Genomic DNA, 15135 nt, shown 5'->3' on the forward strand with positions numbered 1-15135 from the left:
AAGCCCTTGCGAGTGAAAGACCGATCGATGGACGGGCCCAACGCGCCGCACGAAACCGAGGAGGACCAGCCGCTGGATCCGGCGGCCGAGCGTGTCCGCCGCAAGCTCGTGCGCTTCATGGCCATCAACCTCACCATCCTGTTTGCCGCCGTTATGGCGGTGGTGCTGGCGCTTGTCTACAAATCGCTGACACCGGGGCAGGACAGTGCGGCTTCGCCTGCCTCGACGGTCTCGCCGGTGCCGTCGGAAGAACCGCTTGAGGGCGAAATCGCTCTGCCCGCCGGTGCGCGCATCCTCTCCCATGCTGTGTCCGGGAACCAGCTCACGCTGCATCTGAGGCTTAAGGACGGCAGCGAAGCGATCCACCTCTACGACATGGACGCCGCGAAGCCGGTGGGCCGCTTTTCCGTGGTGTGGAAGGGGCAGTGACCGCCGCCCGCCGCATTGCGCTCGCCGCGCTTCTGGTGCGCGATTATGACGAGGCGATCGCCTGGTATCGCGACAAGCTCGGCTTCCATCTCATCGAGGATACGCCACTGGGACCGGCCAAACGCTGGGTGGTCATGAGCCCTCAGAAAGCCGCCGGAGCCTCATTGCTTCTAGCCAAGGCCACAGGGCCCAAGCAGGAAGCCGCAATCGGCAGGCAGAGCGGCGGCCGCGTCTTCCTGTTCCTTCATACGGACGACTTCGATCGCGACTATCACCGCATGCGCGCCCAAGGGGTCATGTTCCGCGAGGCGCCGCGAAAGGAACCCTACGGCACGGTGACCGTGTTCGCTGATCTCTGCGGCAATCTATGGGATCTTCTTGAGCCGGTACAGAAGCCTGTATGAGTCTTGCGCTGGGCTGTTGCATTTGCTGCAAATCACGACTATATCGCGGCTCTCAAGACGCTCCCATCGTCTAGCGGTCTAGGACGCCGCCCTCTCACGGCGGAAACAGGGGTTCGAGTCCCCTTGGGAGTGCCATCATTCTCTATTTCCTCTTTAGTTTCAGTGCCTTACGGCGGTTAATGTCCAACCTTTCGACGTGGTTGGACAACAGTTTCTCAGCCGCAGAGTCGGCCAGCCGAACGCGATTTGCCGTCTTCACGTAGGTTCGCGCCTCGTCTGGCGTCTTGTGGCCAAGAAAGGTCATGATCTCAAATTCGGTCGCGCCGTGCTCTGCGAGCCGTGTCGCGCCCGCCTTCCGCAGCCCATGGGTCGAGCAGTGTGGCAGTCCAGCGGCGCGGCATTGGTCCTTGAACCAATTGGCGAACGTTTCGGGCTTGTAGGGCCGCCCGCCCGTATGGGTCAGGAAGAGCATCTTGTCGCCGGGAATGGTCGCCAGCACTTCGGCAAGCTCGGGGTGAATGCGAACAACGGCCTCGCCGCCCGTTTTATGGCGACGGTAGACGATCAGGTTTTCCCTTACGTTCTGCCAGCCGAGCCGGATCACGTCTTGCCGCGCAGCGCCCGTGTAAAGCATCAGGCGCATAGCCAAAACAGCCTTGCTTTCAGTGCCGTGGTGAGCCTCAAATTGGGCAATCTCCGCTTCCGTCCATGCGTGATAGCCGTCCGTCGCGTACCGGATCGGCTTCACGCCATAGGTTGGATCAGTGCGGATGATCTTGCGTTTCACCGCGAAGGTGCACAGTCGGCGCAATAATTTCAGAAGCTTGTTCGCTGCGGCGGGTGTTCCTGCCTTCCGCCCTATGAGTATCTCGACAATTTCCGCGTCCAGCCCGGCAACGGAACGATGGCCATGCTCGCGGCAGAAACGCTCCATTTCCAGCGCGAGGTTGCGTTGGAAACGAGCCTTCAGGTTCTGGAAATCAGGCGCAGCCCGATATAGCTCGACAAGCCAATTGAACGTGCCGGGATCGAAACGCGGTGCAACCTCGATCCGGGCATCAAGCGCGGCATAATAGGCCCGCTCGAACTCTTTTGAGCCGTAAGGGCCGGGTAGGTAGCTGGACGGCCTGCCCTTCATCCTGAACCGCCAGCGCTCTTTGCCGTGGCGGTCGACAACGCGCGTAACGCCGGGATAGGGATTACGGCGCCGCATTTCGGATGTCATCCCAATCATCGCCCTTACGGGCGTTGTCGTTTCCGGTGAGGATGATGCGAACGCCCTCCGCAGTGGCAATCACCTCCCGCACCTGCACGCCAGCGGCCAGCGCGCCCTTGATGGCGCGGGTGACGTCGGCTTGCGTAAAAGGCGCGGGCCGGTTTGCCATTATTTCAAGCAGTCAGGATCGCGTTTATGTCCTCGAAAACGCCACGCCAAATGCGGTTGATCGTCTGGCGCTTCGCGTCTATCGGCGTTTCGTCAGGATCGCGGTACCGGACTTTTACGCCAGAACCTAGCGTCCTGATGAACCGCAGATCCACGGCCCAGGCAAATCCCCAGTCTTCGTCAACACCAAATGCGTTCAGTTCGACTTCACCGCCGCCCGCGTAGAAGTCGAGCAGGATGTGGACGGGGTCGAGCCTACCGGCCTTCTCATCGGCAAGCATGCTCATCAAAAGTTCACGAACATTCTTTGCATCCAAGAAGGTCGGCCTGCCTTCCGGCGTCGTAACGTCGTCGGCGCTCCCCTTGAACCAACGCTCACTTGATCTCGGGGTCGTCAAAGTCATCTCAACAACACCGGGCGCGGATTTTGCAGTTTCCGCCGCGCACATAGCTACGAGCCAATTGATGGCGTCTTCTTCAGTCATGGTCGCCGCCGATGTGCCCCGCCCATGTTTGGCCAGAAGCCCGGCGTCGCGAAGGTGTTGCCCGTAATAGTTGACGGTGCCCAGCTTGAAGCCGAGCGATTTGGATAATGTGTGCGCCAGTTCGCCAGAGGTCGCCATTCTGCTACACCCCAATAAGAATTGTCGTTGATGGAAATACTCCTCCCATGCACGGTTGTCAACTATGGTGCTCTCTGCATCCTGCTGACGGCGTGCACGTTGCAGGGGATAACTAAAAGGCCGGGAGCATCCCGCCCCCGGCCTACTGAAACCACCCTCATCCGGCACTGCCGGAGCCTATCGCGGGCGGGAGAGCGCCCCACAGGCCGACGGGGTTTTCGGTGGCAGCACCGGGCACTCGCCGTCTAATCCCGGCCGTTCCGCACATGCGCGAGGTGGCCAGCCTTGTTGCTCTACGCCGCCTTGTCGTTCTGTCCCCAGTTCACCAGGGTCAGCGCGGTATTCAGTTCGTCGGCCGACAATCCGGATTCCTTCGCCTGCGCCAGTGCCTGCACGATGGTGGACAGTGCGCGAGCGCGGCCGCCCACGTCGAAAGCCTGCACCGGCCGCAGCACGTCGATTTCCACGGTGCTGCCCAGCTTCTCGGAAGCTTCCTCGGCTATAAGTGCGGCGATCGGTTGAAGGGTCCACTGAACGAGATGGCGTTGAGCCTCCCGCACAAGCGGGCCTTGTGCATTCGAGGCGAAGAGCGCCGGCAACACGCCAAAGGCACCGCAGATGGCGCCCCTTGCGGCCTCCAGCGTTTCGGCCGTCATGGACTTCTCCAGGTCCGGCGAGACGCTTTGAGGCTTCCAGTCCTGATTCGGTGCGGGGCCGCCAGCGGCATGAACATGGACGCTCTCCCGCAGCAGGACGCGGCCACGCTGGCCCCGGAACGAGCGCCCGAGCGACCCCAGGTCGGTCTCAGGCGTTTCAGGAAACGGCACGATCGCGCTTCCAATTGGCGCATTTTCAAACACTTCCCCTAGCGCGGCCTCAACCGCGTTCAACATCCCCGCCGTCAGCGATGCCCGCTTCAGCGGTGCCTGGCCGTAATACGGTGCTGCCGGATCGCTGCCGATGCGGACGTGAAGCACTTCGCCAGCGAGCAGTGTTTCGGAGGTGCCGCCACCGGCTTCCGGGATGCTGACACGGTAGGCCACCGGCTTTCCGTTTCTGGTACGAAGATCCCAGTCGCTGCACGGCACAAGCCCGTCCTCTGCGATCTTGAACACCGCCTCGCCGCGCAGGGCCAAGGAACGGGCCAGGACCGCCATGGACCGCCGATCCAGCAGATCGGTGCCGGAAACATCCGCCAGCGATAGCGCGCCTTCCCACAAGCTGATGCAGCCCTGAGCCGTGGCCGTCAGTTCGGCAAGTCCTCGTCTGCCCGAAATGTACGCTTCGCGCATCTGGATCACCTCAGCAGTGAAACCGGATGCGGCCGCGCGCTTCTCAGTCGCTGGAGAGCGACGGAACCAATCGAAAATGCCCAAGGTCATACCCTCCGATATGGGCGAAGGAGGTCGCCCGCGCCTGAGTTCTGCATTGCCTGCGCGATCCAGCTCGGGGAACGGCGCGACGATATCGAGATAGGCCCGACGCTCGTGCTTTCGGAGCTTGCCCCTGCCGTGCCCTTGTCGGCCGCCATGTATTCAGCCAGCCGGCGAAACGCCTCCTCAGCAGCGGCGGGAACCTCGGGAGCTGGAGAGCCGCCGCCCACCGTTGCCGTGAAGCGGTACGGGCCATCACCGGGCAGAACGTAGCCGCCATACGGCGAAGGCGATAGCGCGGGTTCGACTTCAACCCACACGCCATCTCTCCAGATTTCCGCCTTCGTGATCGTGGCCGGTGCGAGCGGCGGATGCCATTCGCCACAGCCCTCGACAACCCAGATCACGGCCCGCTCTGTCCAGCGGCAAGCGATATAGCTTTCGAGCCGCTGCCAGATCATGTCAGGGTCGAGCGCCTGCGCAGCCTCGGAAAGCCCGTCAGGGGCCTCGGGATACGCCGCAGGCGCGCTTTCTGTCTGTCGAATTGTCGTCGCCATCGTCATGCCCTCCACCGCGCCAGAGCACGCCTCAGGCCGGCGTCGGGAGGTTCTGGCACGATCAGCCCGGATTTGGTCATCTCCCAGTTCCTGGCCGCGATCTGTTCGTTGTCCTCTTCCTCGCCGTCTTCCTCTTCCTCGCCCGGCTCGTCTTCGGTCTCGATAGTCGATTCCTTGTAGGCGGGCCGGGTGACGATGCTCAGCTCGTACAGCAAGGCCGAAAGGATCGTGCGGATGATCGCGCCACGGCGCGGCTCGCCGTCCTCGTCAATCGTGCCGTCATCCGGTTCCTGTTCGATCTTCTCGGCATTCGGGACAGCCCGGCGAGGCGGAATGCGGAAGCCCGGCGAGATGCCGTAGGCAAGGCCGGAGTCGATTTGCGCCAGCACATCCCGGCCGTAGGAAGTGGCCGCGATTTCCGGCGTTATGTCTGCCGTGAAGGTCAGCGCCTCCGGCGTGTCCCTCAGCTGGAGCGTGCCGGTCAGCTTGGAAGCAAGCGGCCGGTTGAAGTCATGCCCCATCAAGAGATGGATTTCTTTGTCCGGGGCCTCCACGCGGTACGAGAAGGCCCTCGGAGCGAAGCGCTCTTTCTTCGGCCGGCCAGTGCGCCCGCCGTCAGACAGCACGGCGCGCTTGCCGTAGGGGAAGCGGCCCTTAAGCCGCCTCCCGCCACGTTTGGAACGGCGAATTTCCAGTTCGCCTATGACGCCACCGTGCAAGAGCATTACTGAATGCCCGTGAGGATTTCGAGCTGCGCCGGGCGGGCCACGGTGACATCCATCGTCGCCAGGGCAGTCAGCACCAGCGCGCCACTGGCGGCCTTGGTGTAGGGGTCCCTGATCAAATCGACGGCTCCCCAGGTTCCGATGAAGATCGGCGCCACGCCGCCCACGGTGACGGTGAGCAGCGCGCTCGATTCGGCCGGCGATCCGGCCGGGGCATCGAGGGCATTGGACGACATGGTGATGTTGGAAGCGGGAATGTGCTTGACCAGCCGGTCCCACTCGGTGATGCCGCTGCCGGCGTCGAAAATGGTATCGTCCAGCGCGTCCCACACCTCCGGGCGAATGAGCAGCTTGACCATATCCGGCGAGGAAGCCGCGTTCGCCGTCAGGAAGCGCACCACGGCGGCACGGAACGCGGCCCAGGAAGCGGCAGCCGAGACGGCGGTTTCGGTGATGCCGTAGCTGGAATTGGTCAGCACGCCCTCGGGCTCACCGGAAGCACCGGCCCCGAGAAACACCGCCTTGTCCATCGCGGCGCCGATGGCGCTGTTCATGTCGCGGCGCACCGCGGATTCCAACGCCGCGCCGGACTGCTTGAGCGTCTTGCGCGTGATGGTCATCTGCGTGCCGAGCGTGTTGTTCGGCGCCAGCGGCTTATCCGTGGTCTGGTAAGCCTGCGCAGCACCCACATCGCCGGTTTCCGTGGCCTGCCAGCCGGTCGTGGCGCCCTGCGTCGTCACCGGCCACTCGATTTCGCCGTGGTCGATGTTGATCATCTGCGCGCCCATGCGGGCGGCGGCGGACTGCGGAAACAGTCGATCGATGATGGGCCTGGTCTGCACCGGGTCAGGCGTGCCGGAAGCGATGGTCTCGCCGGCACGACGCTCCAGCGCTTGCCACGGAACCGGGATACCGCGATAGCCGCCCTGACTGCGAAGCTCCTGCACCACCTCGGCGGTCGGCCCGTCGAGCTGCCGGCCTTCGTCCAGGAACAAGGCGACCTGCCTCAGCTCGAATTGGTCGATCAGCTCGGCATATTCACGATCCGAGCGGTTTTCGAGGTCGGCGCCGGCTTCCCGGCGTTCCTCGTCCTCGGTAATGAGCGCCGCGCGATAGCGGGTTTCGTTCTGCCGATATTCCTTGTCGAGCGCTTCCATGGAACGCGTCTCGTCCTCGGTCAATTCAGGCTTACCGACGAGCTCGGCTAGCGCCTGCCTGATCTCACTCTGACGGCGAGAAATCTTTACACTTTCCAGCATTTTATAAGTTCCTTTCTAGGTTCAGTGCGCATTCCGCGCAGGATGTTTTTCCACGCCATTCGGGCGGGATCGTCACGGCGCAAGCCGCATTCCAGTCGGGTCTTTCGGGAGTGGCAGGCGACACAGAGCGACTGGAGGTTATCCAGCGCAAATGCGAGGTCAGGCCGGTCACGAACGGGCTTGACGTGATCAACCTCCAGACGGCCGCGTGCGCCGCATTCGACGCATTTCCAGCCGTCGCGGCGAAGTGCCTGAAACCTCAGCGCCTTCCATCGCTTCGAGCGCGTCACATGATCGCTATGACGGTGATAACGCTTCACGCCCACAACACGGCCCTCCCCGACTGAACAGGCCGGGCAAGCCGGCGCGCGCCCTCAGCCACGGCAAGAACCGTCGCCGCAGCGGCGTCTATGCGCCCGAGAGAGCGGGCTTTCGCCAGTTTGTGATTTCCTGCCGGATCAACCAGCGTGACGGCTTCCGAGAACGCGGAGCGGAGCAACAGGGAAGGAAGGGTTTTCACCTGCCCGTCGAACAGCGCGCGACGAAAGCGTTCAATGTCCTCCGCACCGTCTTTCCAGCCGAACCCACGCCAGATGAACGGCACGCGAAGGTTCGCCTTCGCCATGGCCTCAACGAACTCAGCGTGGCGGAACCTGTCACCCACGATGCAGGCGATGGAAGCGCCCTCGACCAGCTTCACCACTTCGGCCAGCCAAGGGCCGGGCGGCACTGTGTTGTCGCCAAGCGTGAACAGCTCCTTGCGTTCGGCCATCTCGACATAGCGCCGTCCGACGCCATCGGACGCGCCGCGATCGGCAAGGCTGGGAGTGCTCGGGAATGTGCCCAAAGCCTCCAGCCGTCCCGTTTCAGGCCAGTAGAACGCAGCGGCCGACATGGAACGGGAGCCGCCAAGATCAACGCCAAGGATGCACGGCCCCTTCCGTTCCGGCAGTTCCTCGGGAGAGACTTCGGCCGCCAGCCATTCGTCGACGGTGATCAGAACGGAGCGATCTTCGGCCGAAACGCGCTCGTTGCGATTGAGGTTGCGGAACGATGACAGCGCGCTTCCACCCCTTGCGATCGCCCGGCGAGCTTGTGCCTGCAACCACTCCAGCGAAGCACCGATGCCCTCGGCAGCGCCCGGATTGGCGACCAGGAGCGATTCCGCATCATCAGCCGGCAAGCCGAAAGGCGGGCGGTGTTCCTGCACATACGTGCCGGGTGGCGGTTCGTCTAACCAACGCGAAAATGTGTTCGCATCGTCCGGCGCACTGGTCGAGATGATCAGCGCCTTGCCGTTCCGCTTTCCCAGGCCGGACAGAATGGCATTTTCGAGCGCGTCGCCCTTCTCCTTTTCCCAAGCCGCGCGCTCGTCAAGAATTGCGAGTGTCGGAGCGCCGCCCAGGATCGAACGGCCATCCGCCGCGATGCATCGGGCAAGCCCGCCACCATTGCCCGTGTATTCCACCTCGAGCCGGGAGCCGCGCCGAATGACGAATCTCTCACGTTCCCGCTTGGGCAGGCTTTCGATGAAGCCGACCAGGAAGTTGAAGGCGATCTTGGCCTGGTCGCGGTTTCTGGCGGCAAAGAGCACTTCCCGCTTGGGCTGCTTGTCCCAGATGCCCATGACGGAGCCGAGCGCAATTGCGGAAGACGTGGCCGTTTTCGAGTTTCCGCGGCCTATTGAAAGAACGGCCACCATGTTTTCGGGAGCGAGAGCGCCGCGCACAAACCGCTTCTGGAAATCAGCAAGGCGAAGCTTCTGCCCGGCCTTCGGCCCCTCGGGGATTCTGAGTGTCTCGAGGAAGGCAATGGCCTTTTCCGCGGCGGATTCCGGATCGGGAGCGAGAGAGGAACAGCCCGCCCCCCCGACCCCCCCTCCCAGGGAGGTGCCGACCATTGGGACCGATTTGCGCTTGCTCGCCGTCATGAGCGCACCACCATGAGCGCCCACGCGCCCGATGCGCCTGCGATGTCGCCCACTTCGGTGACGGTATGGCCCGTGCCGCCGATCGACAGGCCGTCATTCTCGACGGGCGCAAAGTCGAAGCCTTCGGCATAGACCAGCATCTCGCCCGGCGCGGCGACGTAGCCGGGGAACATGTCATCGATCGGCTGAGCCGTGGCGAAGACCACGCGGCCATCGGTCTGAGTGGTGATGATGTCGTACTCACCAGTGCCGGGATTGTAGGCGCCTTGCTCCTGGTGGGTCAGCGTGCAGGGCATCACCGCGTCGGACACCGTGGCGGCGATCCGATCGAATGCACGTGCGGCCAGTGATGCGACGGAAACCATGCGCGTTTCCCGTGTTATACGCAAACTTATTGCGTGAATATAGGGTATCACGCACGGATTAGCAAGTTTGTTCTCGGAACGTTCAGGGTTTCGCCTGCCGCGCAGGGGAGCGTCACTGTCAACGTTGACAGTGACCGCACCTCACACCGGGTTCATCAAAAAGTCGCTCAGGCCGTCATCATCTAGAACGTCGCTAACATCGCTAACATCGCTAACGTTCGGCTGGCCCTCGCCGTCGATAACACCGGTAACCTTGGTAACCTTGGTAACCTTTGAACTATCGCCATTGATTTCATTGACTTTTTTTCCGCTGTGAAGGTTACCGGTTCCAGGTGCGGCGGTAACTTTGGTAACCTCGAAGTTACCGAGGTTACCGGCAGTGCCAGGAGCGGTAACCTTTGCCGCCTCTCCAACCTGTTGTTTTCCTTGGCTTTCTTCTGAAAGGTTACCGAAGTTACCGAGGTTACCGATGTTATCAGGATGGCGGTAACGTCCGCGCCCTTCCTTTGCCACCTCGTCGGCCTTCGTCATCACGAACAGCATCTTTTTGATGTTGCCAAGAGGTTTGCCGAGTGCGGATGCGATCTCCGAAGGCGACATTGCCTCGTCGCTCTCAGCCAGCACGTCGAGAATGGCGCGGCGCTCGTCTGTCGTGCGCACCTTGTTGGCATCCCCGAGGATGTTCCACAGGCCGTCTGTGAAGCTCAGAGCGGTTTCCTTTTCGTCCACGTCCCGGCCTCGAACGTAGAGCGTCGTACCGTTGCCGTCGCGGTCGAGGACCAAGGTGGTGTCCGCGCAGGCGGAAAGGCCGTTCGAGCCGGAAAGCGCCTCTAGCGGATCGTCGGCACCGCCCTTGCGGGTGTGGTGAAGGCCCAGAACGGCGATGCCGTGCTCAGTCGCCCATTTCTGAAGCGGCGCCCATATGGAATAGTCGTTCTCATAGGAGTTCCGGCTCGCCTTCCCGGCAGGCTTGATGCGTTGGAGCACGTCGATGACGACGAGGCGAGGGTTCGGAACCGACAGACGCCAGTCGTCCAGCGCGTCGATCAGCCCGTTATCAAGCATTGGCGTTTCCGTTGCCCATTCCAGGGCTGAAAGGTCGGGAAGCTTGCCGGGAAAGAGCGTGGCTATTCGGCGCTGAATGCGGCGCTCGCCGTTTTCCAGATCCAGATAGAGCACGTTGCCCTTCTCGACTTCGATGGCGCCCATCGCCATGCCGCCCGTCGCCACGGCAATGGCGATGTCCATCGCAAGCCAGGTCTTGCCAAGCTTCTGCCGTCCGGCCAGCACTGAGAAGCCTTCCGGAACGTAGCCCGGAACCGTCCAGCGGATCGGCTCGAACTCTTTGCTCATCAGGCTGTTGGTGTCGACGCGCTTGATGCGCGGCCTCTTAGCCTGCCTGCGCTCATATTCGTCAAGCGGGATGATGACTTTGTCGTTCATGCTGCGGCCCTTTCCGTGCTCGCAATGACGGCCACTTCCGGCAGGCGAGGCGGCTGCATGTGGCGTCGAAACTGAAGGAGGATGGTTTCTGCTACGGCTATGCGCGGCGCGTCCCGAAGGCGGTCAAAAGCCTGGGTCCAGTCGACGACAACACAGCCGTGACGGCCCGCCCGAAGCCAGTCGAGCGGGTCCGCGAAGATGTTCAGCCAACCGTCAAGTGCATATGTCGCGGCGTCGTCTATGGCGGCCTCGCCCAGAGCGAAAGCCCGCCCGTTCCACGTGCAAAGCTCGCCGGTGCGCGGTTGCCAGTAGACGCAATCTTCCAGTTCGATGAAGGCGAGCCAAGGCGGGCCCTCGCCGTCATCCTCGAACCGCCCGTCATGCGCCTTCCGGCCATGCGCGATGAGGATCGCGTCGGGCTGAACCATTGCTTCGACGGACACACCCGCCTTCAGAAGCCAGTCGATTTGCGACTGGTTCAGGCCGCGATAGGTGGTGAGGTCGGGGTAGATCATCCCTGCGCCTCCAGCAGTTCAATGCCGAAGTGCGTGGCGATGATCGGGAACCGCTCAGCTATTGCGTCCCGTGGCGAGGCGGTGTAAAACCCTTTACCGAAGACCTTGGGAGAGTTTTCGAGATTTCCGCCGCCGTTTCCTGCGCCAACAGGAGCGGCGGTTTGCTTATCCGGTGGCCCGTCCCGGTTGGACAATCCCCGAAAAAGCCCAATTTTTTCAATTGCGGGACTCTGTGGGGTTGGACGTCCTAAGCCGTTGTTTTGAATGGAAACACAGACTTCCCTTGGGAGTGCCATTTCCTCGCAAATCGCGAATTGCCAACTGCTGCCTCGGATTGGGCACAAGCGATGCACCGCCGCCGGCGGATGCTGTGAACGCAGGGCTTCTCATGTTATCCTGCGGACGGACAGCAGAACGGTCCGGAGCAAGCGATGCCACCCGAGGAAATGGATATTGTGCTTGCCAAGCTTCCCCTGCGCATAGGGGCCTATGTACCGGGTGACCTGCTCGAGGAATGGTTTGCGCCGGGGACGGGCATGAACCCGATCAGCGAAGCGGCCATCGAGGCGGCAAAACGCTATGGCCGCCGCTTCGAATGCGAGTTCGAATACTATCCCGAGCGGATAGAAGGCGTCTTCTGGAAGTGGGTGCCCGCGATATGACCTCCAGGAATGTCGGTCCGGGCCTCGAAGAGAAGGTGAAGGACGCCATTGCTGGCGAGCTGGAGCGCCAGGCGGAAAACCGGCCCGGCACGCTCACCGTCAGGCGCAGGAACGGCAAGCTTTTGGTCGAGGGCGAGATCGATCTCGACGATCTGGCCATGGTGGTCATCGGCTCTCTGGCCGGCGGCCCGTAAACGAAACGGCGGCTCCCCGGCTGCCGTTTCGTGCTTTGGCTGGTGCGATTGTTGTCTCCGCTTAGGCCCTGATCTCCTGCCTCTGGAACGAGACATAAGCCGCCGTGAAGAGCACCAGGAGCGCGGCGATCATCGCCGCAAGCTGCGGCCAGATAAGCATGAGGCTTTGCGAGACCGGCAGCGGTGCGCCGATCAGCGCACGGCTTAGCTGATTGGAGAAGACAATGCCGAGCGAGCGCGTCTCCGGGTTGAGCAGCGCGAGCGTCATTTCCCCGAACAGCGTGTTGGGAGAGATGCGCGAGATTGCGCGCTCCACCTCCACGAGATCCACCGCCGTCATCGGGTTGAGCGGATCGACGGGCACGAGCGCGCCCGCGATCAGGGGCGCCAGCATTGGCCAGAAAATGGTGAAGAGCAGCCATACGGTGAGCGTGGCGAGCGCCGAGGTCGCGGGCGAGCGGAACAACGTCGAGAAAACCAGGGCTACCGCCAGCCACACGCCCGCATAGACGAAGGATGCAAGCAGGAAGGCAAGGCCGCGCAGCACCTCCTCGCCGCTGGGCGGCAGGCCCACGAGCAGGATGCCGAGACCGGTTACAAGCAGCCACAGCACAAGCAAGCAGATGGCGATCACCAGAAGGCCGCCAAGGAACTTGCCGGTCAGAAGCGCATCCCGGTAGATCGGCTGTGATAGGATGCGCGACATCGTCCGGCGGTTGTATTCGCCGTTGATGGAGTCGAAGCCCAAGGCGATCGCCACCAGCGGCAGAAGGAAGCCGAGGAAGGCGACGAAGGAGGGTAGGGGCTCGCGCGCGGTGGTGAAAAGGCGCAGGAACAGGAACTGGTCCTGGCTCACCGTTTCGGTGATCTGGCCGATCGCCGCATAGACGGCGCCCACCGCGGTGAGCAGCACGAGCAGCATCACGAGATGGATGCGCGCGCTCGTCATGTGGTCAGCGGCTTCCTTCAGCGCCACCGTCGCAAGGCCCGTAAAGGGCGATCCCTCACGCTGCTGCCGCATGGTGCCTGTCCTCCTCAAAGAACCGGACATAGACCTCGTCCAGCGTCGTATGGCGGATCGACATTGCCGTCAGCCGCCCGCCGGCCATTACCACGCGCCGGGCGATCTCGGGGCGGGCGTCTTCGTCGGCGTCGACGCGCCACAGGCCTGGGCGCTGCTGCGTGACCCCCGTGATGTGGGGCGCGTCCGCGAGCGCCTGTGCAAGGTCGACGTCCTGGGCTTCCACTTCCACCACATGCGTTCCGCCCAGCACGTCGCTCGTCAGATCCTCCACCCTGCCGGAAAGGCCGATGCGGCCGCGGCTGAAAAGCGCGACGCGGTCGCACACGCTCTGCACCATTGCAAGCAGGTGGGAAGAGAGCACGATCGTCATGCCTTCGCGCGAAAGCGCCAAAATCAGATCCAGAAGCTCTTGCGTGGACTGGGGATCGAGGCCGGAGGTTGGCTCGTCGAGAATGGCGATTTCCGCCTGCTTGATCAGCACTTCGGCAAGCCCCAGCCGCTGGCGCATGCCGCGCGAATAGGTGCTCACGCGCCGCTCGCCCGCCTCGACAAGGCGCACGCGCTCAAGCGCCTCGTCGATACGCTTCGAAGCCTCGGCACCTGAAAGCCCCAGGAGCCGTGCCGTGTAAAGCAGGTTCTCCCGGCCTGTAAGATTGTCGTAGAAACCGATCTGGTCCGGCATGTAGCCGACCCGCCGCTTGACCGCGAGCGGATTGCGCAGCGGATCAAGCCCCAGCACGCGCACCGTACCGGCCGTGGGCTCGGTCAGGCCAAGCAGGAGCAGGATGGTTGTGGTCTTGCCCGAGCCGTTGGGTCCGAGAAGGCCGAAGACCTCGCCCTTCTCCACCGTAAGGTCGACCCCGTCGACAGCGGCGATGCGTCCGTAGCGCTTGACGAGGCCCTTCGTCTCGATCACCGTGCTCATCGCCGGCCATACCGCGTTACCGCAAAGCCGAGCACGACAACCGCCGCGGCGATCACGCCCAGTCCCGCAACGCCCCACACGGTCGAGGTGCGCACGGTGACGCGGAAATTGGCGCTGTCGGAGACGCCGTCGCCATTGGCCCGCACAGTAACCACATAGTCACCCGCGATCGCCTGTTCCGACGGCGTCATGGTAACGGACACTTCCGCGGTTTCGCCGGCCGGCAGCTCAGCAATCTCTTTCGGGCTGAACTCTACGGTCCAGTCTGACGGCGGACTGGAGGAGAAGCTGATCGCGCGCGCCGGGGCAGTGCCGCGGTTCTCGAGCGTGAAGGTGAAGCTGCGCTCCTCACCCGCGGTCGCGTCGCCCGAAAGCCGTCCGCCGGGTCCCGAAAGCGAAAGCTCGGCCCGCCCCGTAACGTCAAGGACGAGTTGCGTTTCAGCCGACGCATCGTCGCCCGCCGCGCGGACCAGAACCGGATACTGGCCGGCCTGGGCGTTTTCGGGAGGATCGACGGAGACGGATAGGTTCTTGGTCTCGCCGGCCGCCAGCGGCAGGCTGGTCAGCTCCTGGGAGCCATAGCGTTCTTTGAAGGTGACCTGGAAACCGCTCGGGGCCTCGGCCACGAGATTGACGACCGTGTCCTCCTGGCCCTCATTGGCAATCTTAACCTGATAGTCGAAGTTCGAACGGACGGTGCCGCGCAGCGCCGGCAGTTCGGGTTCCAGCGTCAGCCGTGCGGGCTCGGTCTCGGTCAGGGTGAGGGCGACTGGCAGTTCCAAGGTTTCGCTGCCCGTCCGGCCAGTGATGGTGAATTGATAGGTTTGCCCGGTCTCGCCGCCGGCCAGCTTGAGCTTCAGCGACAGATCGACCGTTCCGTCCGAGGCGGCGATGGCGGCGCCCACGCGCTTGCTGCCGCCTTCGATCTCCCATTGCCAGCCTTCGGGCAGGCCGGAGACATCGAACTCAACCCGCTGCGGCGGCAGGCCCTTGTTGGTGAGTGCGAGGTCGATTTCCACCTCCTCGTCAGTCTGGGCGAAGAAGACCGGATAGGGCGTCGTCAGCCACAGGCCTCTCACCTGCTCCTCGCTGGCCGCACGCGGCTCTTCCCCGGCCGTCTGCGCCCAGGCGGGCGATGTCGGCGCAAGGCCGGCTGCAATGACCATCGTGACGAGGGATGTTGTTATGATCGTTTTACGCGCAGAGAATAAATGCGCAGACGCCATGGCTACCTCCCCGCTTGGTGATCCATGTGAATGCCCCGATCGGGTGCGATGTAGTGCGTGCCCGGGAGAATTGACCCGATTGTGGCAACAATTCGGC

Annotated in this window: 20 protein-coding genes and 1 tRNA gene; 5 read left to right on the forward strand and 16 right to left on the reverse strand. The window is 63.1% G+C overall.

The features are described 5' to 3' along the window. Positions 1-27 precede the first annotated feature (27 nt). From NYR54_RS01685 to NYR54_RS01695, 3 genes are all read left to right on the forward strand, one after another. Positions 28-429 carry a fimbrial protein gene (locus tag NYR54_RS01685; RefSeq protein WP_261513672.1) on the forward strand — a complete coding sequence of 134 codons (402 nt, stop codon included), beginning with the start codon at positions 28-30 and terminating at the stop codon, positions 427-429. After that, positions 426-833 (forward strand): VOC family protein, encoded by a 408-nt coding sequence (locus NYR54_RS01690; RefSeq protein ID WP_261513673.1) that lies wholly within the window; start codon positions 426-428, stop codon positions 831-833. Before NYR54_RS01685 ends, NYR54_RS01690 begins: the two co-directional genes overlap by 4 nt. 59 nt (positions 834-892) lie before the next feature. After that, positions 893-968 (forward strand) — tRNA-Glu (locus NYR54_RS01695). 7 nt (positions 969-975) lie between these two features. Here NYR54_RS01695 and NYR54_RS01700 read toward each other — a convergent pair. From NYR54_RS01700 to NYR54_RS01760, 13 genes are all read right to left on the reverse strand, one after another. Further along, a complete protein-coding gene (locus NYR54_RS01700) occupies positions 976-2046 on the reverse strand; it encodes a tyrosine-type recombinase/integrase (protein WP_261513675.1) in 1071 nt (356 codons plus the stop codon). Continuing rightward, on the reverse strand, positions 2033-2218 hold the full coding sequence (locus tag NYR54_RS01705) for a hypothetical protein (protein WP_261513676.1): 186 nt from the start codon (positions 2216-2218) through the stop codon (positions 2033-2035). Before NYR54_RS01705 ends, NYR54_RS01700 begins: the two co-directional genes overlap by 14 nt. Before the next feature lie 4 nt (positions 2219-2222). Next, the gene (locus NYR54_RS01710; RefSeq protein WP_261513677.1) at positions 2223-2840 is read right to left on the reverse strand and encodes a hypothetical protein; all 618 of its coding nucleotides are present in this window, start codon (positions 2838-2840) and stop codon (positions 2223-2225) included. 293 nt (positions 2841-3133) lie between these two features. After that, the gene (locus NYR54_RS01715; protein ID WP_261513678.1) at positions 3134-4132 is read right to left on the reverse strand and encodes a phage portal protein; all 999 of its coding nucleotides are present in this window, start codon (positions 4130-4132) and stop codon (positions 3134-3136) included. 86 nt (positions 4133-4218) lie between these two features. Continuing rightward, on the reverse strand, positions 4219-4770 hold the full coding sequence (locus NYR54_RS01720) for a hypothetical protein (protein WP_261513679.1): 552 nt from the start codon (positions 4768-4770) through the stop codon (positions 4219-4221). A gap of 2 nt (positions 4771-4772) precedes the next feature. Further along, positions 4773-5495 (reverse strand): HK97 family phage prohead protease, encoded by a 723-nt coding sequence (locus NYR54_RS01725; RefSeq protein ID WP_261513680.1) that lies wholly within the window; start codon positions 5493-5495, stop codon positions 4773-4775. Beyond that, positions 5495-6754, reverse strand: a complete 1260-nt coding sequence (locus NYR54_RS01730) for a phage major capsid protein (RefSeq protein ID WP_261513681.1) — start codon at positions 6752-6754, stop codon at positions 5495-5497. Before NYR54_RS01730 ends, NYR54_RS01725 begins: the two co-directional genes overlap by 1 nt. Further along, complete coding sequence (locus NYR54_RS01735; RefSeq protein WP_261513682.1) at positions 6739-7080, reverse strand: HNH endonuclease; 342 nt, start codon at positions 7078-7080, stop codon at positions 6739-6741. Before NYR54_RS01735 ends, NYR54_RS01730 begins: the two co-directional genes overlap by 16 nt. Beyond that, a complete protein-coding gene (locus NYR54_RS01740; protein ID WP_261513683.1) occupies positions 7071-8684 on the reverse strand; it encodes a terminase large subunit domain-containing protein in 1614 nt (537 codons plus the stop codon). Before NYR54_RS01740 ends, NYR54_RS01735 begins: the two co-directional genes overlap by 10 nt. Continuing rightward, positions 8681-9049, reverse strand: a complete 369-nt coding sequence (locus tag NYR54_RS01745; protein WP_261513684.1) for a hypothetical protein — start codon at positions 9047-9049, stop codon at positions 8681-8683. The genes NYR54_RS01740 and NYR54_RS01745 overlap by 4 nt, the downstream gene beginning before the upstream one ends. A gap of 141 nt (positions 9050-9190) precedes the next feature. After that, positions 9191-10492: an AAA family ATPase gene (locus tag NYR54_RS01750; RefSeq protein WP_261513686.1), complete on the reverse strand. Its 1302-nt coding sequence runs from the start codon at positions 10490-10492 to the stop codon at positions 9191-9193. Beyond that, on the reverse strand, positions 10489-11007 hold the full coding sequence (locus tag NYR54_RS01755; RefSeq protein WP_261513687.1) for a hypothetical protein: 519 nt from the start codon (positions 11005-11007) through the stop codon (positions 10489-10491). Before NYR54_RS01755 ends, NYR54_RS01750 begins: the two co-directional genes overlap by 4 nt. Continuing rightward, on the reverse strand, positions 11004-11303 hold the full coding sequence (locus tag NYR54_RS01760; protein WP_261513689.1) for a hypothetical protein: 300 nt from the start codon (positions 11301-11303) through the stop codon (positions 11004-11006). The genes NYR54_RS01755 and NYR54_RS01760 overlap by 4 nt, the downstream gene beginning before the upstream one ends. Before the next feature lie 135 nt (positions 11304-11438). Between NYR54_RS01760 and NYR54_RS01765 the strand changes: the two genes are divergently transcribed. Next, positions 11439-11669 (forward strand): hypothetical protein, encoded by a 231-nt coding sequence (locus tag NYR54_RS01765; protein ID WP_261513691.1) that lies wholly within the window; start codon positions 11439-11441, stop codon positions 11667-11669. Further along, on the forward strand, positions 11666-11863 hold the full coding sequence (locus NYR54_RS01770; protein WP_261513692.1) for a hypothetical protein: 198 nt from the start codon (positions 11666-11668) through the stop codon (positions 11861-11863). Before NYR54_RS01765 ends, NYR54_RS01770 begins: the two co-directional genes overlap by 4 nt. 61 nt (positions 11864-11924) lie before the next feature. Here NYR54_RS01770 and NYR54_RS01775 read toward each other — a convergent pair whose 3' ends face one another. From NYR54_RS01775 to NYR54_RS01785, 3 genes are read right to left on the reverse strand one after another with little or no spacing between them, the layout of a single operon-like run. After that, positions 11925-12884, reverse strand: coding sequence for an ABC transporter permease (locus NYR54_RS01775; RefSeq protein ID WP_261513693.1), 960 nt, complete (start codon positions 12882-12884; stop codon positions 11925-11927). Continuing rightward, positions 12868-13812: an ABC transporter ATP-binding protein gene (locus tag NYR54_RS01780; protein WP_261513694.1), complete on the reverse strand. Its 945-nt coding sequence runs from the start codon at positions 13810-13812 to the stop codon at positions 12868-12870. The genes NYR54_RS01775 and NYR54_RS01780 overlap by 17 nt, the downstream gene beginning before the upstream one ends. Then, positions 13809-15038 (reverse strand): COG1470 family protein, encoded by a 1230-nt coding sequence (locus NYR54_RS01785; RefSeq protein ID WP_261513695.1) that lies wholly within the window; start codon positions 15036-15038, stop codon positions 13809-13811. The genes NYR54_RS01780 and NYR54_RS01785 overlap by 4 nt, the downstream gene beginning before the upstream one ends. Positions 15039-15135: the final 97 nt, after the last annotated feature.

The organism is Chelativorans petroleitrophicus, assembly GCF_025398195.1.
Classification (GTDB): Bacteria; Pseudomonadota; Alphaproteobacteria; order Rhizobiales; family Rhizobiaceae; genus Chelativorans; species Chelativorans petroleitrophicus.

What these genes read in the sequence shown, in the direction of transcription:
- NYR54_RS01750 (WP_261513686.1), bottom strand. Translation starts at nt 10,492, where the DNA reads ATGAACGACAAAGTCATCATCCCGCTTGACGAATATGAGCGCAGGCAG.
- NYR54_RS01775 (WP_261513693.1), bottom strand. Translation starts at nt 12,884, where the DNA reads ATGCGGCAGCAGCGTGAGGGATCGCCCTTTACGGGCCTTGCGACGGTG.
- NYR54_RS01730 (WP_261513681.1), bottom strand. Translation starts at nt 6,754, where the DNA reads ATGCTGGAAAGTGTAAAGATTTCTCGCCGTCAGAGTGAGATCAGGCAG.
- NYR54_RS01685 (WP_261513672.1), top strand. Translation starts at nt 28, where the DNA reads ATGGACGGGCCCAACGCGCCGCACGAAACCGAGGAGGACCAGCCGCTG.
- NYR54_RS01770 (WP_261513692.1), top strand. Translation starts at nt 11,666, where the DNA reads ATGACCTCCAGGAATGTCGGTCCGGGCCTCGAAGAGAAGGTGAAGGAC.
- NYR54_RS01755 (WP_261513687.1), bottom strand. Translation starts at nt 11,007, where the DNA reads ATGATCTACCCCGACCTCACCACCTATCGCGGCCTGAACCAGTCGCAA.
- NYR54_RS01715 (WP_261513678.1), bottom strand. Translation starts at nt 4,132, where the DNA reads ATGCGCGAAGCGTACATTTCGGGCAGACGAGGACTTGCCGAACTGACG.
- NYR54_RS01780 (WP_261513694.1), bottom strand. Translation starts at nt 13,812, where the DNA reads ATGAGCACGGTGATCGAGACGAAGGGCCTCGTCAAGCGCTACGGACGC.
- NYR54_RS01740 (WP_261513683.1), bottom strand. Translation starts at nt 8,684, where the DNA reads ATGACGGCGAGCAAGCGCAAATCGGTCCCAATGGTCGGCACCTCCCTG.
- NYR54_RS01700 (WP_261513675.1), bottom strand. Translation starts at nt 2,046, where the DNA reads ATGCGGCGCCGTAATCCCTATCCCGGCGTTACGCGCGTTGTCGACCGC.
- NYR54_RS01720 (WP_261513679.1), bottom strand. Translation starts at nt 4,770, where the DNA reads ATGGCGACGACAATTCGACAGACAGAAAGCGCGCCTGCGGCGTATCCC.
- NYR54_RS01725 (WP_261513680.1), bottom strand. Translation starts at nt 5,495, where the DNA reads ATGCTCTTGCACGGTGGCGTCATAGGCGAACTGGAAATTCGCCGTTCC.
- NYR54_RS01785 (WP_261513695.1), bottom strand. Translation starts at nt 15,038, where the DNA reads ATGGCGTCTGCGCATTTATTCTCTGCGCGTAAAACGATCATAACAACA.
- NYR54_RS01705 (WP_261513676.1), bottom strand. Translation starts at nt 2,218, where the DNA reads ATGGCAAACCGGCCCGCGCCTTTTACGCAAGCCGACGTCACCCGCGCC.
- NYR54_RS01710 (WP_261513677.1), bottom strand. Translation starts at nt 2,840, where the DNA reads ATGGCGACCTCTGGCGAACTGGCGCACACATTATCCAAATCGCTCGGC.
- NYR54_RS01765 (WP_261513691.1), top strand. Translation starts at nt 11,439, where the DNA reads ATGCCACCCGAGGAAATGGATATTGTGCTTGCCAAGCTTCCCCTGCGC.
- NYR54_RS01760 (WP_261513689.1), bottom strand. Translation starts at nt 11,303, where the DNA reads ATGGCACTCCCAAGGGAAGTCTGTGTTTCCATTCAAAACAACGGCTTA.
- NYR54_RS01745 (WP_261513684.1), bottom strand. Translation starts at nt 9,049, where the DNA reads ATGGTTTCCGTCGCATCACTGGCCGCACGTGCATTCGATCGGATCGCC.